Source organism: Tomitella cavernea, from assembly GCF_016599145.1.
GTDB classification, from domain to species: Bacteria; Actinomycetota; Actinomycetes; order Mycobacteriales; family Mycobacteriaceae; genus Tomitella; species Tomitella cavernae.
In genome coordinates this window covers 60,749-83,403 of the sequence record NZ_JAENKO010000011.1, presented here as the reverse complement: position 1 = coordinate 83,403, position 22,655 = coordinate 60,749, and the positions used below count along the sequence as shown (strand labels likewise).

At 69.4% G+C, this 22,655-nt stretch carries 18 protein-coding genes; 7 read left to right on the top strand and 11 right to left on the bottom strand.

Features of this window, described 5'->3' with window-relative positions; translation table 11 throughout:
- Positions 1-29: 29 nt before the first annotated feature.
- Together JJ683_RS06555 and JJ683_RS06550 are read right to left on the bottom strand one after the other, a co-directional pair.
- Complete coding sequence (locus JJ683_RS06555; RefSeq protein WP_200172371.1) at positions 30-620, bottom strand: acetate uptake transporter; 591 nt, start codon at positions 618-620, stop codon at positions 30-32.
- A 93-nt stretch (positions 621-713) separates the two neighbouring features.
- Positions 714-2,006, bottom strand: a complete 1,293-nt coding sequence (locus JJ683_RS06550; RefSeq protein ID WP_345602829.1) for an MFS transporter — start codon at positions 2,004-2,006, stop codon at positions 714-716.
- A gap of 93 nt (positions 2,007-2,099) precedes the next feature.
- Between JJ683_RS06550 and JJ683_RS06545 the strand changes: the two genes are divergently transcribed.
- Complete coding sequence (locus JJ683_RS06545) at positions 2,100-2,978, top strand: LysR family transcriptional regulator (protein WP_200172369.1); 879 nt, start codon at positions 2,100-2,102, stop codon at positions 2,976-2,978.
- Positions 2,979-3,444: 466 nt separating this feature from the next.
- Positions 3,445-4,077 carry a transglycosylase family protein gene (locus JJ683_RS06540; RefSeq protein ID WP_200172367.1) on the top strand — a complete coding sequence of 211 codons (633 nt, stop codon included), beginning with the start codon at positions 3,445-3,447 and terminating at the stop codon, positions 4,075-4,077.
- Between the two features lie 536 nt (positions 4,078-4,613).
- Here JJ683_RS06540 and JJ683_RS06535 read toward each other — a convergent pair.
- Positions 4,614-6,011, bottom strand: coding sequence for a PucR family transcriptional regulator (locus tag JJ683_RS06535; RefSeq protein ID WP_200172365.1), 1,398 nt, complete (start codon positions 6,009-6,011; stop codon positions 4,614-4,616).
- A 243-nt stretch (positions 6,012-6,254) separates the two neighbouring features.
- On the opposite strand from JJ683_RS06535, the gene JJ683_RS06530 reads away from it, so the two are divergent.
- The gene (locus JJ683_RS06530) at positions 6,255-7,775 is read left to right on the top strand and encodes an AMP-binding protein (protein WP_200172400.1); all 1,521 of its coding nucleotides are present in this window, start codon (positions 6,255-6,257) and stop codon (positions 7,773-7,775) included.
- A 311-nt stretch (positions 7,776-8,086) separates the two neighbouring features.
- On the top strand, positions 8,087-9,100 hold the full coding sequence (locus tag JJ683_RS06525) for a hypothetical protein (RefSeq protein ID WP_200172363.1): 1,014 nt from the start codon (positions 8,087-8,089) through the stop codon (positions 9,098-9,100).
- Positions 9,101-9,407: 307 nt separating this feature from the next.
- Here JJ683_RS06525 and JJ683_RS19625 read toward each other — a convergent pair whose 3' ends face one another.
- Complete coding sequence (locus JJ683_RS19625; protein ID WP_200172361.1) at positions 9,408-10,301, bottom strand: AraC family transcriptional regulator; 894 nt, start codon at positions 10,299-10,301, stop codon at positions 9,408-9,410.
- Positions 10,302-10,373: 72 nt separating this feature from the next.
- On the opposite strand from JJ683_RS19625, the gene JJ683_RS06515 reads away from it, so the two are divergent.
- Positions 10,374-10,934 carry a VOC family protein gene (locus tag JJ683_RS06515; RefSeq protein WP_200172359.1) on the top strand — a complete coding sequence of 187 codons (561 nt, stop codon included), beginning with the start codon at positions 10,374-10,376 and terminating at the stop codon, positions 10,932-10,934.
- Between the two features lie 70 nt (positions 10,935-11,004).
- On the opposite strand, the gene phoA is transcribed toward JJ683_RS06515, so the two are convergent.
- The 5 genes from phoA to JJ683_RS06490 form a co-directional block, all read right to left on the bottom strand.
- Positions 11,005-12,525 (bottom strand): alkaline phosphatase, encoded by a 1,521-nt coding sequence (gene phoA / locus JJ683_RS06510; protein ID WP_200172357.1) that lies wholly within the window; start codon positions 12,523-12,525, stop codon positions 11,005-11,007.
- Between the two features lie 225 nt (positions 12,526-12,750).
- On the bottom strand, positions 12,751-13,743 hold the full coding sequence (locus JJ683_RS06505) for an ABC transporter ATP-binding protein (RefSeq protein ID WP_200172355.1): 993 nt from the start codon (positions 13,741-13,743) through the stop codon (positions 12,751-12,753).
- Positions 13,743-14,915: an ABC transporter ATP-binding protein gene (locus JJ683_RS06500; RefSeq protein ID WP_200172353.1), complete on the bottom strand. Its 1,173-nt coding sequence runs from the start codon at positions 14,913-14,915 to the stop codon at positions 13,743-13,745. The genes JJ683_RS06505 and JJ683_RS06500 overlap by 1 nt, the downstream gene beginning before the upstream one ends.
- Before the next feature lie 70 nt (positions 14,916-14,985).
- Positions 14,986-16,089 (bottom strand): ABC transporter permease, encoded by a 1,104-nt coding sequence (locus tag JJ683_RS06495; RefSeq protein WP_200172351.1) that lies wholly within the window; start codon positions 16,087-16,089, stop codon positions 14,986-14,988.
- Complete coding sequence (locus JJ683_RS06490; RefSeq protein ID WP_182358310.1) at positions 16,082-17,035, bottom strand: ABC transporter permease; 954 nt, start codon at positions 17,033-17,035, stop codon at positions 16,082-16,084. Before JJ683_RS06490 ends, JJ683_RS06495 begins: the two co-directional genes overlap by 8 nt.
- Positions 17,036-17,500: 465 nt before the next feature.
- Between JJ683_RS06490 and JJ683_RS06485 the strand changes: the two genes are divergently transcribed.
- Together JJ683_RS06485 and JJ683_RS06480 are read left to right on the top strand one after the other, a co-directional pair.
- Positions 17,501-19,150: an ABC transporter substrate-binding protein gene (locus JJ683_RS06485; protein ID WP_307810731.1), complete on the top strand. Its 1,650-nt coding sequence runs from the start codon at positions 17,501-17,503 to the stop codon at positions 19,148-19,150.
- A 152-nt stretch (positions 19,151-19,302) separates the two neighbouring features.
- Positions 19,303-20,157, top strand: coding sequence for a nuclear transport factor 2 family protein (locus JJ683_RS06480; RefSeq protein ID WP_200172349.1), 855 nt, complete (start codon positions 19,303-19,305; stop codon positions 20,155-20,157).
- On the opposite strand, the gene JJ683_RS06475 is transcribed toward JJ683_RS06480, so the two are convergent.
- On the bottom strand, positions 20,126-21,094 hold the full coding sequence (locus tag JJ683_RS06475) for a spermidine synthase (RefSeq protein WP_200172347.1): 969 nt from the start codon (positions 21,092-21,094) through the stop codon (positions 20,126-20,128). The two genes, JJ683_RS06480 and JJ683_RS06475, sit on opposite strands and share 32 nt — an antisense overlap.
- On the bottom strand, positions 21,094-22,629 hold the full coding sequence (locus tag JJ683_RS06470; RefSeq protein ID WP_200172345.1) for a fatty acyl-CoA synthetase: 1,536 nt from the start codon (positions 22,627-22,629) through the stop codon (positions 21,094-21,096). The genes JJ683_RS06475 and JJ683_RS06470 overlap by 1 nt, the downstream gene beginning before the upstream one ends.
- Positions 22,630-22,655: the final 26 nt, after the last annotated feature.

Genomic DNA, 22,655 nt, shown 5'->3' with positions numbered 1-22,655 from the left:
CCGGCCTCTCCGCCCCGGCGGCAAACGGTTCAGCGCGGCCCTACCGGCAACAGCGTCTTCTTGAAGGTCGCGTTGGTGACGATGGCGAAGGACGCGTACCAGGCGGCGATCGCCGTGAGGATGCCGAGCCAGCCCCCGGCCTTGGCGACGGCCTCGCTGCCGGAGAAGTCGCCGGCGGCCAGCACGAAATACGTGGGGGCCAGCAGCAGGAAGACCGTGAAGATGGCCCAGTTGGTGCGCAGCGACGCGATGAGCATGTAGGTGGTGAAGATGCCCCACGCGAGCAGGTAGAGGGCCACGCCGTGCTCCGCGCTGTTGCCGGCGAGTCCTGTCAGGTCGGTGTAGCTGGTCAGATACCAGAACGAGATCCAGAATCCGCCGTACGAACAGAACGCGGTGGCGCCGAACGTGTTGCCCTTGGCGAACTCCCACAACCCCGCCGCGAACTGCACGATGCCGCCATACGCGAGCGCGAGGCCGAAGACCACCGGCTCCGCGTCCACCATGCCCGCGTTGACGACGCTGAGCACGAAGGTGGTGAGGGCGAACGCTCCTAGGCCCAGCGCCCCGGGATCCGCTATGTGCGCACCCGGGATGCGGCTGGTCGATGGTTGTGTCATGGCCCCTCCTCGATCGTTCCTATCCGGTGAACTACCACACTTCAGAGTAGGCACAGTGACGTTGAACACAAGAGCCGCGAGCGGGCCTCCCCCCTAACGGGGGTGGGCATCGGACCGCCGCCGCGCGCGCCTGAGCACTGCGTGCTCACGGCACCACAGCACAAACCCCGCCAGGGGGAAGATCCCGCCCACAACGCAGACGCCGCCCCAACCGAAGGCGGGGTAGATCAGCGCGGAAGCGACCGAGCCCACCGACCCGGCCGTGAAGTACGTGGTCATATAGGCCGTGTTGAGGCGGCTGCGGGCGTCCGGGCGCAGCGGGTAGAACACCGACTGGTTGCTGATGTGTGTGCCCTGGATACCCAGGTCCAGCAGCGCCACGCCGACGGCCAAAAGCACGACATGCGTCCGTCCCACGCCCAGCAGCACGAAGGATGCCGCGGTGAGCGCCAGGAACACGCCGGTCTGGATGTGGGCGAAACCGCGGTCCGCGAGTCGGCCGGCGAATCGCGCCGCCACTGCCCCCGCCACGCCGAAAAGCGTGAAGAGTCCGATCCGTGCATCCGACCACCCGTAGTCCGGGCCCGCCAGCACGAAGCCGATGGACGTCCAGAACACGCCGAACGAGGCGTAGGTGGCCATGCCGTAGCCGATGCGCAGCCGCAGAACAGGCTCCTCAGCGACGATGGTGATCACCGAACGCAGAAGCCTGCCGTAGGTCAGCGACGCCCCGTCCGCATCGCGCGCGGTGCTGGGCGACGACGGCAGCATCCGCACCAGCACGCACGTGACCAGCATGAGCGCCGCCGCAACGACGAACACGGCGCGCCAGCCCGCCACCGAGGCGATGAGCCCCGACGCCACCCTCGACAGCAGGATGCCCAGCAGCAGGCCGGTCATGACGTTGCCGATCACCCGGCCGCGCTCGTCCTCCCGCGCCAACTCCGCGGCCAAGGGCACGAGCACCTGGCCCACCACCGAGCCGAGGCCCACCAGCACCGCCGCTGCGGCCAGCAACTGCCAGCCCGGCGCGAAGACCATCGCAAGCAGGCAGACGAACGTGCCGAGCAGCAGCGCGGTGAGCATGCGCCGCCGATCGACCAGGTCGCCGAGCGGCACGAGCAGGGCGAGACCGAGCGCGTACCCCACTTGCGAAGCCGTGACCACCAGCCCGACCGCCGTGGTCGACGCGTGCAGGTCGCCCGCGATGGTATCGACGAGGGGCTGGGCGTAGTAGCTGTTCGCCACCACCAGGCCCGAGGCGAGGGCCATTATCAGCACCAGGCGCGGGTCGAGCCGTCCATGCGCCCGCGCCGCCCCTTGCGGTTGCTGTGCCGTTGACGCCTGGCCCTGCACCGCCGTCTTTCGGTTCCGTGGTTCCGTCATGGGTCGATCGTCGACGTCCGCTATTGCGCTGTCCAACACATCAATGCGATGCTATTGACCAGTAATGCTTGTTACTGCAGGTAGACTGGCCGGATGGACACACGCAAGCTCGAGCACTTCGTGGCGGTTGCGGAAAGCGGCAACTTCACGCGGGCCGCGGAGGAGTCCCACATTTCCCAGTCCGGGCTCAGCGCGTCGATCCGCGCTCTGGAGAACGAGCTGGGGTTGATCCTGTTCGAGCGCACGACGCGGAATGTGCTTCTCACATCCGCGGGCGCGGCGCTGCTCCCGCATGCCCGCCGGATCCGGCTCGAGGTCGCGGCGACGCGTGCCACAGCCGCCGCCGTCCGCAGCGCGGACTCGGGTTCCCTGGCGCTCGGAGCGGTCCAGACGTTCACCGCCGTCGACCTGCCCGCCGCCATCGCCGGCTTCCACGCCGCCCACCCGGCGGTGGAGGTGACGCTGCGTGAGGCGCCCACGCTCGACCTCATGGCCGACGTCATGGCGGGCACACTGGACCTGGCATTCGTCGCCCTCGACACCGCCCCCGTCCCGGCGGGCCTGAGCACGCTCGTCGACTACGCCGAGACGCTCAGCCTCATCGTGGGCGACGATCACCCCCTGGCGGGGCGGGACGAGGTGCGGCTCGACGAACTGACCCGCGTCCGATTCGTCGACTTCCAGGCCGGGCTGGGGCTGCAAACGTTCGTCGAGTCATTTTTCGACAACGCCGGCGTCGGCAGGAACATCACCTTCCGCACCTCGGAGATGGACCAGGCACTGGCGCTGGTGCGGCACGGACTCGGCGCGGCGATCGTGCCCGCGCCCATCGCGCAGCGCAGCGGCCTGCCGTGTGTCGCACTCACACCGCGACCTCCGGCGCGTACGCTCGCCCTCATCGGCCGCGCGGCACTTCCACTCACCAATCCCGCGGCGCGCGCTTTCACAGCGATGCTGGGCCTTCCCACATGATTCCCGCCGCACGGCACGCCAGCTGCGCACCCATGGATTCCGATCACGCATTCAGCACGCTGAACAGCACGTTCCCGGCGTAATCGGAGCCCGATATCGGTGACGTGATGCACAGATACCCTGTGGCCTCCGACACAATTCCGACGAATTCAGACTGCCATCTGCGCTCCATTCCCCGCGCCCACCTGCCGCGATTCAACCCGCTATGCGACAGGTCACGGATAACGGTGAGTACATCTGCCCGTGACCTGCTCGTGATATTGGCCTAGTGTCGTCGGCAGCCCGAACACAGCGGGTGAACGTCGGACCGCCGCCGCATCCTGCCCCGCGATCCGGCAGACCAAAAACCTTCGAGGGCAGGGTGCGCACGCGGAATCAGCACAGGCGGGCACAGCGGACCGGGCGATCGCCCCGTCGACGCGGCCCACCACCCGCATCACAGCGGCACGGAGAGGAAAGACTTCACATGACCGGAATCACCATCAAGCGCACACTCGGCACCGTCGCCGCCGCCGGGATCGTCGTCGGCGCACCCCTGGCCATCGGGGCCGGCACCGCGTCGGCGGCCGACTGGTCCGGCGTCGCCCAGTGCGAGTCCGGCGGCAACTGGTCCACCAACACCGGCAACGGCTACTACGGCGGGCTCCAGTTCAGCCAGTCCACCTGGGCGGCCAACGGCGGCAGCGGCAGCCCGGCCAACGCCAGCAAGTCCGAGCAGATCCGCGTGGCGGAGAACGTCCTGCAGACCCAGGGCCCCGGCGCCTGGCCCGTGTGCGGTCAGTACCTCAGCGGCGGCGGGACCGGCGGCGACGGCGGCCAGCAGGCCCAGACCACCTCCTACCAGGAGACCTCCTACGACCAGTCGGGCGGCCAGCAGGACACCTCCGACAGCGCCTCGTACGAGCAGGCCCCCGCCACAGATACCGGGTCGTCCGCCGCGCCGCTGACGCAGAACGCCGACGGCACCTACACCGTCGAGCTCGGCGACACACTCTCGCAGATCGCCCTCGCTTTCGACGTCCCGATGGGCGACCTGGCGCCGCAGGTCGCCGACATCAACCTCATCTTCCCCGGCCAGATCATCGACCTGGTGAAGTGATGCCGACGCCGTCGGTCGCTTGACCCGCGCGTCTGCAGCATGACCCGCGCGTCTGCAGCATGACCCGCGCGTCTGCGACGCGCACCTGATCGCGGACGATCACGCGAGACCCCCGGGCCCCCGCCCGGGGGTCTCGCGCGTCCGTTACCCGCGCCGTTCCCCGCGCCACCCTCCGGGAAAACATGGCCTCCGTCTCATTTCTACATGCGCAATCAGTAATTCAACCTGAACATCCGTCCCATTTTGTACCGCAGGCACAAATCATCACGGAAACTCGGTCGCTTGCGCACATGCGCGAATCATGCCCCCGCAAGTACTGTCAGAGGCAGGGCGCCCGAAGAGCGGCTCGACTCCCTCATGAGGCGCCCGATGTGCGTGAACCCGCCGGCAGGCACAGCCGCCGCGGGCTCCGGGCAGCGTAACCCCCCGATGCTGCGCGTGAGACGCACACCCCGGCCGCACCCACCCCTCCCCCCATTGGGGTGCGGCCGGGCCCCCACCGCACTGCCGGGATGCCGGCGACCCGCAGGCTCTTCTCAGGCGACGAGCACCTCGGACCCGAGCCAGTAGCAGATCAGCACCGCCAGCTCGATGCTCGACCGATTCTGCTGCAGTGGCCGTCCCAGCATCTCCTCGGCGCGCCGGATCCGGTACTTCACCGTGTTGGCATGCAGGTGCAGGGCTGTCGCCGCCGACTTGTGGCTGGCGCCGTGCAGGTAGAACATACGAATGGTCTCGCGCAGACGTGCGGCCGACTCGTCGTCGTCCGCCAGCGGGCCCAGAGTCTCCGCAACCCACGACGACGTCGCGCGCATGTCGGTGCACAGCATCGCCACGGCGGACAGGCCGGGCTCGTCGTAACCGGTGGCCCTGCCGGCGGGACGGTCCGCCATCGCCGCCACCGAGCGGGCGAGCATCGCGTGCTGGTGCGAGCGCCGGAAGCCGTCGATCCCCTGGCCCACCGTCCCCAGCGCCACGGACACCCGCGGGCCCGGGCGCGGAGATCTGTCGGCGGCCTCGGGGGCGCGGTCCCACGCCGCGCGCACCCGCCCCCCGTCCAGCAGCATCCCGGTGATCTGGTCGAGCGGGTACCAGGCCCAGACGCTCAGTTCGTCGGCCGTCACGGCCAGCGGAGCACCCGCCGCGCCGACGCTCCCACCGAGATCGCGCACAGCGCGGTCCAGCGTCCCCGGGCCGCCCGCACGGTCCGCGTCCTCGGGCAGCCACAGCACCGCCGCGATGTGCGTCTGGTCGAGGTCGTAGTGCAGGTGCGATGCGGCATCGCGCTCACCGTCGCCGTCGAGGACCCTGCGTACCTGTTCGACGCGCAGGCTGTTCCCGCCCATGTGCCAGCGGTCGCGCTCCTCCCCGTAGATCGCGGTGAGCTGCTCGGTGATCGAGTCGATGTATTCGTACGACAGGCGCAGCGTGTAACGCACCGCCGCGAGGATCACCGTGGGATCCGCACGCCGATCGTGCCCGATGGGGTCGCCCGGCGGCTCCGGGGCGTCCAGCAGTCCCGTCATGCGTCGCAGGAAACCGTCCTGCAACGCCGCAAGACCCATCCGGTACGAGCGGACGAGCACCGCCACGGGCACCTCGTGCTGCGCCATCCGGCGGGCGAACTCCGCTGCCGCCGCGGGCGGCGCGATCCCACCGGCGGGGATCCCGTGCCGCAGCGCATGCAGCACGGTCTCGACGTTGCTGGAGATGCTTGCGCGCAGCAGATCCGCCCATAGCCGATCGCCGCGCATCTCCGGGAAATGCGACTCGAGCAGCGCCTTGACCTCGGCCGAATTGGCGTCGAGATCGCGCTCCATGTTCGCAGCCACATCGGCGACGACATCGCCGACCAGATCATCGGCCGCGTCCGCATGCGGATCCATCCCCGGATACGCGTGCTCAGAGCGACCGTTGATGGGTACACCCGCCATGACCCCCAAGGTAGTCGCACGGGCCGCCGCCGCGCACCGGCGGCCCGTACGACCGCCGCGCACCACCGTCAGCGAACCGCTTGCGCGCCTGGCGGAGTCTCGCCGCCGACAGAGGCACGACGGGGCGCGGCCCGTATTCCGCCTCCCTCCGTCGCCGAAGCGTGGTACGACCGTTCATGAGGAGTGGAGGCACAAGTGACGCACGAACCGACCGCCCCCGGACTGCCCCCGGTGACCGGCAGCCTGTACCCCGGCACCGTCGCCGAGTCGACGCCCGACAAGGCCGCGGTGGCCCGCCCCGCGGCGCAGGAGGTGCTCACCTACCGGGACCTCGAGAGCCGCTCGCGCCGGGTGGCCCACTACCTGCGCGGCGCCGGGCTGCGCCCCGGCGACCACGTCGCCATGATGTCCGGCAACGACGTGCGGATGATGGAGATCTACTGGGGCGCCCTGCGCAGCGGCCTCTACATCACCGCCGTCAACTGGCAGCTGACGGCGGTGGAGGCCGGGTTCGTCATCGACGATTGCGGCGCCCGCGCACTGTTCGTCTCCGCCGAGGCCGCCGAGGCCGTGGGCGGCGAGCTGCCCGCGGTACCGCACCGCGTCGCATTCGGAGGCGCGGTCGCCGGGTACGAGGACTACGACGCGGTGCTCGCCGCCCAGCCCGACGCACCGCTCGACGGGCAGCCGCGCGGCCAGGACATGCTGTACTCGTCGGGCACCACGGGGCGGCCCAAAGGGATCCGTCCGCCGCTTCCGGAGGGGGCCGTCGACGAGATCCCGGATCCGTACACCGCGGTGTTCAAACCGATCTACGGGTTCGACTCCGACTCGGTGTACCTGTGCCCAGCACCGCTGTACCACGCTGCCCCACTCCGGTTCTGCGGCATGGTGACCTCCATCGGCGGCACTGTCATCCTGATGGACCGCTTCGACGCCGAAGAATCGTTGCGGCTCATCGAGCGCTACAGGGTGACGCACAGCCAATGGGTGCCCACGATGTTCGTGCGCATGCTCAAACTCGACCCTGCCGCCCGCGAACGGTACGACGTGTCCAGCATGCGCTGCGCTATCCATGCGGCAGCGCCGTGCCCCGCCGAGATCAAGCGCCGAATGATCGACTGGTGGGGTCCCGTGATCAACGAGTACTACGCCGCCACGGAGGGGGTGGGGGCCACCTTCATCGACTCGGCGCAGGCGCTGGCGCATCCGGGATCGGTGGGGGTCAGTGTGCTCGGACCGGCGCACATCTGCGACGACGACGGCGTCGTGCTGCCCGTCGGCGAGGTGGGCACCGTGTACTTCGAACGCGAGACCGCCACGTTCGAGTACCACAACGATCCGGAGAAGACGCAGGCCACCCGGCACCCCGACCACGACAATTGGGCCACCACCGGCGACATCGGCTACCTCGACGCCGACGGATTCCTCTACCTCACCGACCGGGCCGACTTCACCATCATCTCCGGCGGCGTCAACGTCTACCCGCAGGAGTCCGAGAACGTCCTCACCCTGCACCCGAAGATCCTCGACGTCGCCGTGATCGGGGTGCCGGACGACGAACTCGGCGAGGTGCCGCTCGCCGTCGCCGAGCCCGCGCCCGGCGTACGCCCGGGCCCGGCGCTGGCCGATGAACTTCTCGCCTACGTCCGCGCCGAGATCGCCCACTACAAGGCACCCCGGTCAGTGGTATTCGTCGACGAGTTGCCGCGCACCCCCACTGGAAAGCTCGTCAAGCACCGGCTGCGCGAGCGCTTCGCGTGACCGGGCCGCGTTTCGCGCCCGAAGTTCGGGCGCGACCCGGACCGGCGGCATGACACGCCTGAAGTTCAGGCGTGACGGACACGTCGCGCCCGAAGTTCGAACGCGGCTCCGCGTCGCGTCCGCAGTTGCGTGGCCCGGTCTGTAGTTTCGGACCAGACCACGCAACTGCGAACGTCACACCACGTCACGCTTGTAGTTCGAACGCGACAGCGCCGCGACGACGAGCGGCCCACCACTCCGGTTATCCACAGGCTCGGGTTCTCCACAGATTGCTCCATTCTCCCAGTTCGCGACCCGAAGGCCGGCGCCGAGTGCACGCGCGGTCCGTCAGGATCTGTGACATGACGCCAACGAAAGTCCAGTTCCGCCGCGACCTGCTCGGGCTCGGGTACACCGACCACCGGCTCGGCAGCATGTGCGAGCGTGACCAGGTCACGCGATTGCGCCGCGGCGCCTACGTCAGTACCGACGCGCTCGGCCAGGCCGATGCTCTCGAACGGCATCGATTGCAGATCACGGCCGCCGTCCACGATCTGCGGCGCCCCGCCGCCGTCAGTCATGTATCGGCCGCCGTCGTCCTCGGCCTCCCGCTGTGGAACGCCGACGGCGCGCTCGTCCGGGTGCACATGACGAGGTCCGGCAGCGGAAACGGCAACAGTAATGTCCGTAAGATCATGCACAGCGTGCCCCTCCCCGACGACCAGGTCATCGAGTTCGACGGCATCTCGGTCACATCCGCGGCCAGAACCATCGTGGACATCGCCGGTATGGGGCTCTTCGAGCAGGCGGTGTGCATGGGCGATCACGCCCTCAACAACGCGCTGATTAGTGTGGACGACCTCGACACAGCGCTCGGCAGCCTCCGTGGGTGCAAAGGTGCGGCCCAGGCTCGGGCGGCGGTCCGCGCAATGGATCTGCGCAGTGAGAGCGTCGGCGAAACCCGCTGCCGACTGCTGCTCACGAGGCTGGGACTAGCACCGACATCACTCCAGCGCGTCGTTCGCTACGAGGGCAAGTACATTGCACGCGTTGACTTTTCACATGACGACGAAGGGATAGTGGGCGAGTTCGACGGAATGGTGAAGTACCGGCTGCACGGCCAGACCGGCGAAGCCCAGTCGCGTGCCCTCGCCGACGAGAAGGCGCGCGAAGAACGGTTGACGTCGCTGGGGCTCAAGGTGGTCCGCATCGTCTGGAAGGATCTCGTCGACCCCGACGCAATCGTCGGCCGGTACTCCCGGGCGCGCACTCTTGCCCGGAACTCACCGCCTCCGCTGTGGGATCCACCGCGCCAGTCCGATGTCTACCTGCCACGGCCGCGTTGACGTCGGCGGCGCCGGCACGTGACGCCCGAAGCACGACGGCAACGGGGGGCGGGGGCGCATCGCGTTCGAACTTCGAGGGCGATGTGGGGGACGACAAAGCCGCGTTCGAAGTTCCGGCGCAACAAGCGATTCGCGTTCGAACTTCGATCGCGGAACCACGTCACGCCTGAAGTTGAGCGTGCTGGTCTGTAATTACGAACCGAACCCCGCAACTACGGGCGCGACGTCACGTGGCGTTCGAAGTTCGAGCGTGACCACGTCGTGGCGTTCGAACTTCGAGCGCGATGCTCGCACGGCCGGCCGCGCCCTATCCGCCCGCCTGCGCCCGGTACGCGCCCGGCGGCGTCCCGATGACAGCGGCGAACTCCCGGGCGAAGTGCGCCTGGTCGCTGTATCCGAACTCGTGCGCCATGTCCGCCAGCTGGACGTGCGGGTCGTCGCGTAGCACTGCGGCCGCTTCCTGGAGCCTGCGCCGGTTGATGAGCCACTTGGGCGAGTAGCCGATGCGCCGCCAGCAGATCCGTTGCAGTCGGCGCTGGCCCATGGAGAATCGGGCGGCGATGTCCGCGACCCGGGTCAGCGTGGGATCGGATTCCACGTCGTCGACGATCGCGTTGATCAGCAGGCCTTCTTCGTCGATCGTGAACTGCCGCAGCCACTCCGTCACTTGAGACACCACGGCTTCGTCCACTGCAGTGTCCACCGCCGGACCCGGATCAGCAGGCTCGCCCTCCATCACCGCCCGGACCGCCGGCACCAGCCGCCCGCCCGAGGGCACGTCGTGCGTCGCCCCCGCGACCTCGTCCATGTGGCGGCCGGTGAGGATCGTTCCGGCCGCCGGCCGCAGCAGAATCCCCACGCCCCAGGACCGTCCGCGCAGGTCGATCGTGGACAGCCCGCGCTGCGGTCCGTACAGTGCCGCGGCCGCCGGTTCGATGACCACATTGGTGCCCGGGTATTCCAGGACGGGCTGTGCGAGGACTTCACCGGCGGGCAGGTCCCACCGCGGGATCCACACGTGCCGGGCCAGCGCCGCGACGTCGTGGGGCACACCCAGACGTCGCATCGTCACCCGCCGGTCCGGCCGCACCACGCCCTTGCTCAGCGGCGAGCCGGCCCCGATCCCATCAGGACCGGCCCCGGACCGGCCAGTCCCGGCCCCGCCACGCCCCTCTGCACCCCCGTATCCCGTCCGGTCCACCCCGCCAAACTACTCCCGGTGCTGTCGCATTAGTTCAAGATCGCGGCCTGCCCCCCTCGTAGCGTGGTTCCCATGAGTAAAGCCATGAACGGCACCGCACATATCGTCGCTGCCGACGGACCCCACACTGTGAACGGCACTCCGCGCGGTTTCACTGCGCTCACTCCGTTCCTCGTCGTGCCGGGCGCCGCGGCGGCGATCGATTTCTACGTGGCCGCGTTCGGGGCCACCGAGGTCTCGCGTGTCGAAGTGCCCGCACCGGACGGCGCGGGTACCGTCGTCGCCCACGCCGAGCTCGACTTCGGCGACGGCCGCCTGCAGCTGGGCGACCCCAACCCGCAGTATGGCCTGGTCGCCGACGCGCGCCCGCCGGATTCGGCCGCCGACGATGTCAGCCACTCGACGGCGCTGTACCGCCCGGACGTCGACGCGGTGGTCGAGCGCGCGGTCGCCCGTGGCGCGACGCTGCGCGAGCCGGTCACCGACTTCGTGTCGGGCGACAGGTTCGCCTCGCTGCTCGACCCGTTCGGCCTGCGCTGGAGCGTGATGACCCGCACCGTCGACCTCAGCCAGGAGGAGAGCGCTCGCCGCGTGGACGAGTGGGCCGAGGCGGGCTTTCCCTCGCTGGATTGACGACGACGGAGCGGGACCGTCCGCGCACGACCTCACCGTGCCGCATCCTGCCCGCCCCGCCGCCGGTTGATCAGCGGTCGTCGCGGTCCAGTCCCAGAGCGTCCGTCATCGTGAAGAAGAGGTCGGTCTGATCACTCAGTCCCACGACGTTCGCCGCTCCGGGGCCGTAGGCGGCGACGCGCAGCTGCGTGCCGGTGTGCCCCTGCGATGCGTCGGCTTCGCCTGTGCCGTAGAGGATCCCCATCTCCGTGCCGTCCGCCGTGACGAGCTTCGAGGTCAATGCCGGCGACTCGGTGCCGGTGGAGACGATCTGGCTGGTGTGGGCGTGGTCGGCGGTGACGATCACGAGCGTCTCGCCATCATCCTCGGCGAATCTGAGGGCTTCCTGCACCGCCTCGTCGAGGTCGACGGTCTCGCCGATCTGCCCGCACGGGTCCGCGGCATGGTTCTGCTTGTCGATGGACGCGCCCTCCACCTGCAGGAAGAAGCCGTCCTCATCGCCGGAGAGCAGCTCGATCGCCTTGGCCGTCATGGTCTTCAGGTCCGGCTGGGCACCGGCATCCCGGTCCGGGTTGGGGACGCACTTCTGCGCAGGCTTGTCCATCCCTCCCTGCGTCGCCTTCTCGCCCGTCCAGCGCACCTCCATGTTGCCGGGGGCGAAGAGCCCGAGCAGCGGCGCGTCCTGCCCCGCCGTCTCCACCGGGTCCAGCTCGTCGAGAGTGCGGACCACATTGAAGCCGCGCGCCTCCGCCTGCTCGAACAGAGTCTGCCCCTTGTACTCCCCCGCATGTGCGCGTTGGTCGAAGGTCTCGGCGCCGCCGCCGAGGACGACGTCCGGCCGGGTTTCCAGCAACTGCTCGGCGATGGACCCGGCCCCGCCGTTCTCCAGCGCGTTCCCGGGGCATTTCTTCGCCGTCTCGTCCGGGCCGTAGCACTTGCGTTCGGTGACGTGCGAGAACTGCACGGCGGGCGTGGCATCCTCGATCTCCGCTGTCGACACGTTGCCGGTGGCCAGGCCGTTGGCCTTGGCGATCTCCATGATCGAACGCTGCGGCGCCCCGTGGATGTCGACGGAGACGGCGCCGTTGTAGGTCTTCGTGCCGGTGGACCATGCGGTGCCGGACGCCGAGGAGTCCGTGACGTAGTCCGGCTTCCCGGTCTCCTGGTCCAACGAGTAGTGCGTGTACTGGCCGGTGAACGGCAGCGCGTCGATTCCGGCGAACATCCCGCCGGCCCCCTCCGCCACGTTCCGCGCCGCGGTGATCTCCGAGTCGCCCATGCCGTCGCCGATCATCAGGATGACGTTCTTGGCGCCGGAGTCGTCGATCGCACTGCGCAACGACTCCGACTGGTCGCCGGACAAGCGCCGCGCGCCGCCGTTCGCGGTGATGTCGCCGTGCGCGGCCCGGGATTCGGATGCCAAATCCACTGCGTCGGAAGTTGATCGGCTCTTGGTAGCGTCGCCGGCCGCCGACGGATCGGCGTTGCCGGCTCCGCATGCGGCGGTGGCCAGCAGCGTGGTCACCGCCGCCGCGACGCCGACGACGCGCGCCCGACGGGGCGCGGATTGGACTCGAGGGGTGGACTGCATGCGTCGAGGCAAAGCTCTCTCCCGGTCGGCCCCGCTGTGCGCGGGGCGGAATTTCCTCCGCCACAGCGGAGGCCGGTCGCTCTCGTGCGACCACCGGCAGTCTTTCCACGCTATGTTGCCCGATTCCCACACAGACGCGGAGGGCGCGTGAACCCCGGGTGAACACTCCGGGAGATCACGCGCCCTGCCCGTACCCGCGCCGGCGGCCCCGGCGCGCACGCGGGGTCACACGTTGTGGCAGGCCACGAAGTGGTGCTCACCGATCTCGCGCATCTGTGGTTCCTCTTCTTTACACCGGTCCGTGGCCAGCGGGCAACGCGTGTGGAACCGGCACCCCGTCGGCGGGTTGAGCGGCGAGGGCATGTCGCCCTCCAGCGCGTCGAACTCGTCGTCGTTGTTGACGCCCCGCTCACGATCCGGGTCGGGGATCGACGAGAGGAGCAGCCTCGTGTACGGGTGCTTGGCCGAGTGCTCGATGCCGTCGCTCGGCGCGATCTCGCACACCTTGCCCAAGTACATGACCATCATCCGGTCGCTGATGGTCTTGACCACCGCGATGTTGTGCGCGATGAACATCATCGTCAGCCCGAACTCCTGCTTGAGCTCCTCGAGCAGGTTGAGGATCTGCGCCTGTACCGAGACGTCGAGGCTCGACACCGGCTCGTCGCAGATGAGCATCTTGGGCTTGAGCATCAGCGCGCGCCCGATGCACACGCGCTGGCACTGCCCGCCGGAAAGCTCGCCCGGGGTGCGGTCCCAGACGGCGTCCGGGTCCAGCCCCACGTTGGTGAGCATCTCGCGGCCCAGCTCCTCGAGGCGCTTCTTGTCGCTCACGCCCCAGATCTGCAGGCCCTCGGTGATCAAGTGCTTGACCTTGCGCCGCGGGTTCAGCGACGACACCGGGTCCTGCATGATCATCTGCATATGGTTGCGGAACTGCCGCAGCGCCTTGGGCTTGAACTTCTCCAGCGGGTACCCGTCGAGCGTCACCGTGCCGCTGGTGGGGGCGGGCAGCTGCAGCACGGCCCGTCCCGCGGTGGACTTGCCGCAGCCGGATTCGCCCACCACGCCCAGCGACTCCCCTTCCAACAGGTCGAAGCTGATGCCGGACACGGCGTGCACCTTCTGCTTGCCCGCCTCGAACTCCACGACGAGGTCCTCGACGCTGAGCATCGGCTTGTCGTCGGGACGCAGGTGCGCCTTGCCTGTTCCCGCCATCAGACGGCCTCCAACTTCAGCTCGCGGCCCGCCGCTGTGCGGCCGGCCTTCTCGTTGGCGGCGAGCGCCGCATCGCCCTCGGGGGTGCCGACGGGGAAGTGGCACGCCGCCCGGTGCGGATGCTTCGGGTCCGCGCCGGGTTCGTCCTCGGCGCTCTGCGTGACCTCGAGCGCCGGGGCCTCGGTGAGGCACCGCTCCTGCGCGTACCGGCAACGGTCTGCGAAGGCGCACCCCGGGATCGGCTTTGTCATGTCCGGCAACCCGCCCTCGATCGACTCCAGCTGGGTGTGGGGCGGATCTTCCAGATTGGGGATCGCGGCCAGCAGCGCGGTCGTGTACGGGTGCCGGGGGGTGGAGAACAGCTGCTTCGTCGGTGCGATCTCCACCACCCGTCCTGCATACATCACCGCGACGCGGTCCGTCTGCCCCGCCACGACGCCGAGGTCGTGGCTGACGAGGATCGACGCCATGCCCATCTCGTGGCGCAGGTCGTCGAGCAGGTCCAGGATCTGCTTCTGCACCGTCACGTCGAGCGCCGTGGTGGGCTCGTCGGCGATGACCAGCGTCGGGTCGCATGCCAGGGCGATCGCGATGACGACGCGCTGGCGCATGCCGCCGGACAGCTCGTGCGGATACTGGTCGATGCGACGCGCGGGCTCCGGGATGCGGACCTTGCGCAGCAGGTCGATCGCCCGCTCACGCGCCTTCTTCTTGTCCAGGCCCATGTGCACGCGGATCGACTCGGTCAGCTGGGTGCCGATGTGCTTGAGCGGGTTCAGGGCGGACATCGGATCCTGGAAGATCATCGCGATGTCGTCGCCCCACAGCTGACGCTGCTGCTTGCGGCTGAGCGCCTGCATGTCGTGTCCCGCGAAGCGCACCTCGCCGGTGATGCTCGTGGCGTTGTCACGGGAGATCAGTCCCATCGCCGTCTTGCCCAGCACGGACTTGCCCGATCCGGACTCGCCGACCAGGCCCAGCGTCTCGCCGGCGTCGAGCGTCAGCGACACGCCGTCCACCGCGTGCAGCCAGCCCCGCTTGGTGCGGAAGCGGGTGGACAGGTTGTCGATGGACAGCAGCGGGCCGTCCTGCTTCGGCGGGGCGGCGGCCGCACCGGCGCCCGCTCCCGCGAACCGGTCGGCACCATCGTTGGTCTCGGCAGTGGTGCTCATCGGTGACCTCCCTGTCCGCAAGGGGCGGAGTCTGACTGGTGTACGGGGGTGGGCCCGCGGCGCGCAGCGATCACAGCTTCACCCCTGCCCGGCCGGCGGTGGCCTTCTGCGCCTTCTCGCCGACGATGTTGAACGCGAACACCGTGAGGAACAGGAACACGCCGGGCACCAGGACGATGAACGGGTGCTGTTCGAACACGCCGCCCTGGCCCTCCGCGATCATGTTGCCCCAGGTGGGGTTGGGCGGCTTGATACCCAGGCCCAGGAAGCTCAGCGACGCCTCCGCGACGATCATCACCGAGATCATCACCATGCCGAGCGACAGCAGCGGCAGCGCCACGTTGGGCGCGAGCTCGCGCACCATCACCCGCCAGCGGCTGGCGCCCATCGCCCGCGCCGCCAGCACGAACTCGCGGGACGCGAAGGCGATCGTGTTGGCCCGGGCAATGCGGATCATGCTCGGAATGGCCAGCAGCGCCAACGCGAACGAGATGTTGCGCAGGTTCGGCTCGAGCACCGACGCCAGGGCGATCAGCAGGATCAGCGCGGGGACGGCCAGCAGCGAGTTGGTGAGCACGCCGATCACCGTGTCGGTCTTGCCACGGAAGTAGCCAGCGCAGATGCCGACGGCGCCGCCCACGACGATGCCGATGACCACGGCGGACACCGCCACGATCAGCGACGCCTGTGCGCCATAGATGCAGCGGGCCAACAGGTCCAGGCCGAAGTTGTTGGTGCCCAGCGGATGATCCGAGAACAGACTCGGCGGCTGGTAGCCCTTGGCGCCCAGGGTCGCGGTGGTGTCCTTGTACTCGCCCAGCGGCAGCAACGGGGCGAGGATCGCCGCGAGGATGAGCACCACCAGCCACACCCCGGACAGGACGAAGGTGAGGTCGAAGTCGCCGCCGAACTTGGCCAGGCCGATACGGCGAAGGCCCGTGTAGATGCCGACCAGGCCAAGCAGCACCGCCGGGACGCGCACGCCCATGACGACGGCGGACGCGGCGAGCCCGAACAGCAGCAGCGCGATGCCGACGACGAGCAGGATTCCACCGAGCCGGTAGAGCTTCTTGCGCTCGCCGGGATCGTCGCCGATGAAGGGGTCGTCGGGCCCGGAGCCCAGGGGCCCGTCGGGTCCGCCGAGGGACGGTTCGTCGATCAGGATGTCAGACATTTGCGCGTCGGCTCCTCGGGTCGAGGTATCCGTAAGAGATGTCGATGATGCCGTTGATGACCACGTAGATCACGGCGATGACGAGGACCGCGCCCTGCACCATCGGCATGTCGCCCTGCTGGGCGTGGCGGACGATCAGCGAGCCCATGCCGGGGAGGGAGAACAGGACCTCCACGATCACGGTGCTGCCGATCATCGAGCCGATCGAGATGCCGAGCATCGTGATCAGCGAGAACGACGACGGTCGGAGCGCGTCGCTCACCAGGAGACGGAAGTTGGACATGCCCTTGGCCTTGGCCACCAGGATGAAGTTCTCCCGCAGCGTGGAGCACAGGTCGCTGCGCAGGATGCGCGTGAACATCGCCATCTCGAGAAGGCTGATCGTGACGGCCGGGAGTATCGCGTGGTACAGGTTCTGCCCCGGGTCTTCGGAGAAGCGCACCCATTGCGAGCGCGGGAACCAGCCGGCGTAGTTGACGAACACGATGATCAGCAGCATGCCGGACAGGAAGCTGGGGATGGACAGCACGCCGAACGTGCACGCGCTGATGGCGCGGTCGACCCAGCCGCCTTCGTGCCGGGCGGACCACATGGCGACGGGGACCGCCACGACCAACGCGATGATCAGGCCCATCAGCGCCAGCTGCACGCTCACGGGAAGCGCCGCGGAGATCTGGGAGGTCACGGTGCTGTTGGGCGGGAGGAGCGACTTGCCCAGGTCGCCCTGGAGAGCCCCGGAGAGCCAGTCCCAGTAGCGGGTAAGGAACGGGTCGTTCAGCCCCATCTCTTCGCGCGCCGCGGCGTATTCGGCCGGCGTGTGGCCTTCACCGAGCGAGGCCACCGCGGGGTCGCCGGGTATCAGCTGCACAAGCGAGAATGTGCCGATACTGACGACGAACAACACCACGACGAGCTCGACGATCTTCTTGATCACGACTCGTGCCATCGTCGTTGTCGCCTCCTTTCCGTTCTTGGTTCGTCCGGTTGTCCGCGCACGGACCTGCGCTCCGGAGCGGATGCCACCGCCGTCCGCCGCCCACGACGCCCCACCGGGGAATCAAGCTGCGCAAATACGATTGTGACCACTGACTTGTCGCCCCACATCCTGTGACGTCAACCACGTTGAATCGTGGCCCGTCCCACTGGGCGAGACATGCCCTCAGGGGGGCTTGCGCGGCGCGCCGACGCGGGTCTCTCGCAGGACCGATGCGCCGCATGCGCCGGGCGCAGCGCGACCCGGACTGCAAGACGGTTCCAGTAATTCACCGCCATGGCGCCCACGTTCGTATAACCTTCGCACGGCATGTGACAGCAGTCACCGGACCATCCCGCTCAGCAGGCGGCCTACGCGCCGCACTCCGCATCCCGCCCGGCGGGCCGCACCGGACCACGCCCCACTAAGGAGAATCCCGTGACGTCGAAGTCCCACCGCACCCGGCGCAGCGTCGGCCGGGTGACCCGACTCGCCGCCGCCCTTGCAGCGGGCGCCCTGCTCGTGGCGGGGTGCTCGTCCGCGTCGGACACGACGTCCTCATCCGGTGGCGCATCGGGCACCGTCGACCCGGATGCCGTCGCCACCGGCTGGGTCGGCGCCGTGCACGGCGGCGTGGACGGCGCCCGCGACGGCGGCAGCCTTTCGTACGCCACCTACAGCTCCGTGACCACGCTCGACCCGGCGAATCGCCAGGACGGCGGCGCCACCGGGGGCACCGAGATGGCCGCCGTCTATGACGTGCTCATGCGCTACGACAACGCGTCCCACGAGTACGTGCCGCAGCTGGCCGCGTCGCTCACCCCCAACGCCGACAACACCGTGTGGACGCTGAAACTCCGCGACGGCGTCACCTTCTCCGATGGCACCCCGGTGAACGCCGACGCCGTCGTGTGGAGCATCGGCCACTATCTGGCGAAGCGGGGCACGCACTCGCAGATCTGGAATGCCGGCGTGGAATCGACGGTGGCGCAGGACCCCTCGACGGTCGTCTACACGCTCAAGCGCCCGTGGAAGGACTTCCCGGCGATGCTCACCACCGGGCCGGGCATGATCGTGGCCCCGTCCTCGATGGCGGGCGGCGAGTTCACACCCGTCGGCGCCGGCCCGTTCACGGTGAGCAGCTTCGCCCCGCACGACGAGCTGGTGCTCTCCGCCCGCCAGGACTACTGGGGCGGCGCCCCGCATCTGGCCGAGCTGCGGTTCCCCGCCATCGTGCAGGAGCAGGGAAAGGTCGACGCGATCAAGTCCGGCGGGGTGCAGGCAGGCTATATCCGCAACGTCGACGTCATCCACGGCGCGATCACGGGCGGGATGTCCGGCTGGTCGTACTCCGCGAACATGTCCAAGGTGCTGCTGATCAACAACCGCGAGGGCCGCGCCGGCGAAGACCCGCGCGTGCGCCAGGCCATCGTCGCCGCAGTCGACCCCGAGGTGTTCGACACCCGGGTCGAGGGCGGGTTCGGCTCGCCGAACTCGGCGATGTTCCCACCGTCGTCGCAGTGGAGCCAGGACGGCGACGCACCCCGGTACGATCCCGACAAGGCCCGCAGGCTGCTCGACGAGGCCAAGGCCGACGGCTTCGACGGCGTCCTGAGCTATGCGGGCGTCAACGAGGCCGCGGCACAGAAGAGCGCGCTGGCCTTCCAGGCGATGCTGCAGAACGTGGGCTTCACTGTGGAGCTCAACCTGTCGAGCAGCATCAGCGGCCTAGTGAAGACGATGTACGCCGAGCACGACTACGACATCGGCTACGCCGCGTTCAACGTGCTCGACGACGCCCCCTTCGTCCGGCTGTTCGGCAATCTCTACAGCAAGTCCAGCGCCAACCCGATGGGCTACGCGAACCCGCGGATGGACGACCTGTTGATGCAGCTGCAGTCGGCCCCCGACGACGACGCCAAGCGTGACGTGCTGGCGAAGATGCAGACGCTCGTCGACGACACGGCGCCGTTCGCCGCCCTGGGCGCCGGCCGGGCCTTCATCGCGATGGACGACTCCGTGCAGGGCGTGAAGCCCAGCATGGACGGCATCATGCTGTTCGACCAGGCGTGGATCAAGGACGCCTGACCCGCGCGCAGGTTTGTCACGGAACCCCGTGAAAACGACCCGCGCGCACCAGACCGGCTCGGGAACAGCAGGGTGACCCGCCGACTCCAAACCCGCCCGCCGACCGCATACCCGCCCCGCCCACGCCGTCGCCGGTGATAGGACTGGTCCCCATGAGCACCACGCCCGACGCCTCCGCCCTCGTCGCCACCGTCGAGAAGTCCCCCGCCGCCGTCGCCGCGCACGACCGCGACGGCTGGCTCGGTCTGTTCTCGCACGATGCCGAGGTCTGCGACCCGGTCGGCTCGCGCCCCAACCACGGGCGCGCCGAGCTCACGGCCTTCTACGAGACCTTCATCGCGCCGAACGACATCACGTTCCGCGTCGAGCACGACACCGTCGCCGGCATGACGGTATTCCGGGATCTCACGCTCGAGACGGTGATGGGCGGGCGCTCGGGCCCTGGCAGCACCACCGCACCGGGCGACGTGGCTCTGCAGGTGCCCATGCACCTGCGCTACGACCTGGTCGACATCGCCGGCGCAGGCCGCAGTGCGGATCTTCGCCTGTCGCTGCTGCACGCGCACTGGGAGTTGCCGTCGATGATCGGCCGGCTCCTCGAGCACGGGGTGGTCGGCGCCGGGGTCGGCGCCAAGCTGGTCCCGCGTCTGCTGCGGAATCAGCGCGTCGGGGGCACCGTGGGGTTCGGTCGCGCGCTGCGCCGCGCCGGGAAGGAAGGCAAGTCGGCGGTGGAGGACCTGCTGGGCGCACTGTCGACCGGCGACGCCTCCAGCGCGCGGCAACGCCTCGCACCGGATACGCCCATCGAGTTGCCCGGCACCGGCCGGAGCATGACCGCCGAGGAGTTCGCGGGCGCACCGCGCGGTCTGCGCTGGCGCAAGCTCCTGTCCGCCGGGATGACCGTGACCGCGACGATCGAGTCGGAGGGGGCACGCGGCGTGGGCCTGTTCGAGTTCGACGGCCGACGCGACCGGGTCAGCCGCGTCCGGTTGTACCTTCCCGGGTGACCGCTTCCGCCGCGGCGGGCGCCCCCTCCTGCCCACCCGGCCCCTCCTGCGTACCCGGCCCCTCCGCCGTAGTCGCGTCCCGCAGCACCGGCGCACCGGAGGCGAAACGCCGCACCCGTTCTCCGGCCCACATGCGGGCCGGCACCGCCCCGCGCAGCAGGGCCCGCATTGTGTCCGGCGACTCCCCCAGCGGCACATCGGATCCCGCGATGACGATGTTGCCGGTGCGGCGCCCCGCCAGCATCGCCGGATCGGAGATCACCACCACGTGCTCGAACGCCTGCAGCATCGTCGCGGTCTCGCGCCGTGCGGTGCCGCGGTCCCGCGTATCGCCGCAGTTGACCATGTAGACCCCGCCGGGAGACAAGACGCGAACGGCCTCGGCGGTGCACTCCGCAGTGGTCAACGGCTCCGGCGTGACCGCGCCGGAGAACACGTCGCGGATGATCACGTCACGGGTGTCCTCGCGCAGGGACTCGAGAACCGCACGCGCCTCCCCCGCGCGCAGCCGGAGCCGGGGCGCGCGCGGCAGGTCGAACCACCCGCGCACCAGCACCGCCATCGCGGCGTCGATCTCGACGACCACCTGCCGCGCTTCGGGATACCCGGCCGCGAGGTAGCGCGCCATCGAGCAGCCCCCGCCTCCCAGGTGCAACGCCCGAAGACGGTGCTCGGCCGGCCAGCGCGGCTCGATCAGCGCCGCGAACCACCGCATGTACTCGAAGTCGAGCCGACGCGGGTCGTCGAGGTCCACGTGCGAGCTCTCCACGCCGTTGACCTTGAGAACCCAGCCGTGCGGGGTGAAGCGGTCCGGCACCAGCTCGCATGTGCCCGTGTCGATCTCGTACACGCCGACCACCGGCCCGCTGGTATCCGGGCCGCCGTCGCCCGCCCCGTCACCGCGCCGTGACCGGCGCCTGCGATCGCCGCGGCCCATCAGACGCGCTCGCGGAGCTCCCGCTTGAGCAGCTTGCCGCTGGCATTGCGGGGCAGCTCGTCGACGAAAACCACACTCTTGGGCACCTTGAACGACGACAGCCTGCCGCTGACATGTGAGATGAGGGATTCCTCGGTCACCGGCGCACCGTCGCGCAGCACGACGACGGCCGTCACCGCCTCGATCCACTTCTCGTCGGGCACGCCGATCACCGCAGCCTCCGCCACCGACCCGTGCGTGTAGAGGGCGTCCTCCACCTCTCGGGACGCCACGAGCACACCTCCGGTGTTGATCACGTCCTTGATGCGGTCGACGACGGTGATGTAGCCCTGCGCGTCACGCGTGACCAGGTCTCCGGAATGGAACCAGCCGTCGCGGAACGCCTCCGCGGTGGCCGGTTCGTCGTCCCAATACCCTTCGCACAGCTGCGGCGAGCGGTAGAGCACCTCCCCCGGCTCGCCGTCGGCGGCCTCCTCACCGTCGGCGTCCACCACCCGGCACTCGACGTAGAACACCGGCCGCCCGCAGGATTCGGGCCGCTCGTCGTGGTCCTCGGGCCGCAGCACGGTGGCCAGCGGGCCGATCTCCGACTGGCCGAAGCAGTTGTAGAAGCCCAGCTCCGGGTACCGTCCGCGCAGCCGCTGGAGCACCGTCACCGGCATGATCGAGGCGCCGTACTGCGCCTTGGTCAGCGACGACAGGTCGCGGGTGTCCAGGTCCGGGTGGTTCGCCAGCGGCACCCACACCGTGGGCGCCAGGAACAGCGACCCGATCCGCTCGGCCTCCACCGTCCGCAGGATCTCCGCCAGGTCCGGCGCCGGCAGCAGCGTGATCTCCGCGCCCACCGCCAAGTACGGCAGCATGAACACGTGCATCGCCGCCGAATGGTAGAGCGGCATGCAGATCAGCGGCCTGTCCTCCGCCGTGAGGTCCAGCGTCATGATGCACGAGACGTACTCGCACATCAGCGCGCGCTGCGTCATCATCGCGCCCTTCGGCCGGGACGTGGTGCCGGAGGTGAACAGCAGCTGGGCCAGGTCGCCGCCGCCCACATGCCCCGCCTCGGTGAGCTCCTCGTAGGTGGGCACCGCACCCGCGCGGACCGCGTCGAGCAGGCAGGTCCCGCCGTCGCGCAACAGCAGGATCGTCTCCACACCGAGTTCGCCGCACACCGGGGCGGCCGCGTCCTCCAACGCCGGGTCGACCAGCAGCGCCCGCGTCGCCGTGGTCCGCAGGATGTGCGCGAGCTCCTTGCCGCGCAGCGCGTAGTTGACGGGCACGTGCACCAGACCTGCGCGTGCGCAGGCGAGGAACCCGATCAGGTACGCGTCGGAGTTGGTGCCGAACGCCGCCACCCTGTCGCCGATGCGCAGCCCCTTGGACCGGAGCCACCCGACCCCGCGGGACACGGCGTCATCGAGCTCCCGGTAGGTCCACGTGCGGTCCTCGAATACGAGGGCGGTGCGGTCGGGGTGGCGCGACGAGGAACGGCGCAGTACGCCGTCGACCGTGTTGGCATGCGGGTCCAGGCTCATATTCGCAGATCGTAGCCGGGTTGCGC

Coding starts and splice junctions, on each gene's coding strand:
- JJ683_RS06470 (WP_200172345.1), bottom strand. CDS start 22,629: ATGAGCCTGGACCCGCATGCCAACACGGTCGACGGCGTACTGCGCCGT.
- JJ683_RS06535 (WP_200172365.1), bottom strand. CDS start 6,011: ATGGCGGGTGTACCCATCAACGGTCGCTCTGAGCACGCGTATCCGGGG.
- JJ683_RS06475 (WP_200172347.1), bottom strand. CDS start 21,094: ATGGGCCGCGGCGATCGCAGGCGCCGGTCACGGCGCGGTGACGGGGCG.
- JJ683_RS06555 (WP_200172371.1), bottom strand. CDS start 620: ATGACACAACCATCGACCAGCCGCATCCCGGGTGCGCACATAGCGGAT.
- phoA (WP_200172357.1), bottom strand. CDS start 12,525: ATGCAGTCCACCCCTCGAGTCCAATCCGCGCCCCGTCGGGCGCGCGTC.
- JJ683_RS06480 (WP_200172349.1), top strand. CDS start 19,303: ATGAGCACCACGCCCGACGCCTCCGCCCTCGTCGCCACCGTCGAGAAG.
- JJ683_RS06500 (WP_200172353.1), bottom strand. CDS start 14,915: ATGAGCACCACTGCCGAGACCAACGATGGTGCCGACCGGTTCGCGGGA.
- JJ683_RS06540 (WP_200172367.1), top strand. CDS start 3,445: ATGACCGGAATCACCATCAAGCGCACACTCGGCACCGTCGCCGCCGCC.
- JJ683_RS06490 (WP_182358310.1), bottom strand. CDS start 17,035: ATGGCACGAGTCGTGATCAAGAAGATCGTCGAGCTCGTCGTGGTGTTG.
- JJ683_RS06550 (WP_345602829.1), bottom strand. CDS start 2,006: ATGACGGAACCACGGAACCGAAAGACGGCGGTGCAGGGCCAGGCGTCA.
- JJ683_RS06505 (WP_200172355.1), bottom strand. CDS start 13,743: ATGGCGGGAACAGGCAAGGCGCACCTGCGTCCCGACGACAAGCCGATG.
- JJ683_RS06515 (WP_200172359.1), top strand. CDS start 10,374: ATGAGTAAAGCCATGAACGGCACCGCACATATCGTCGCTGCCGACGGA.
- JJ683_RS06545 (WP_200172369.1), top strand. CDS start 2,100: ATGGACACACGCAAGCTCGAGCACTTCGTGGCGGTTGCGGAAAGCGGC.
- JJ683_RS06495 (WP_200172351.1), bottom strand. CDS start 16,089: ATGTCTGACATCCTGATCGACGAACCGTCCCTCGGCGGACCCGACGGG.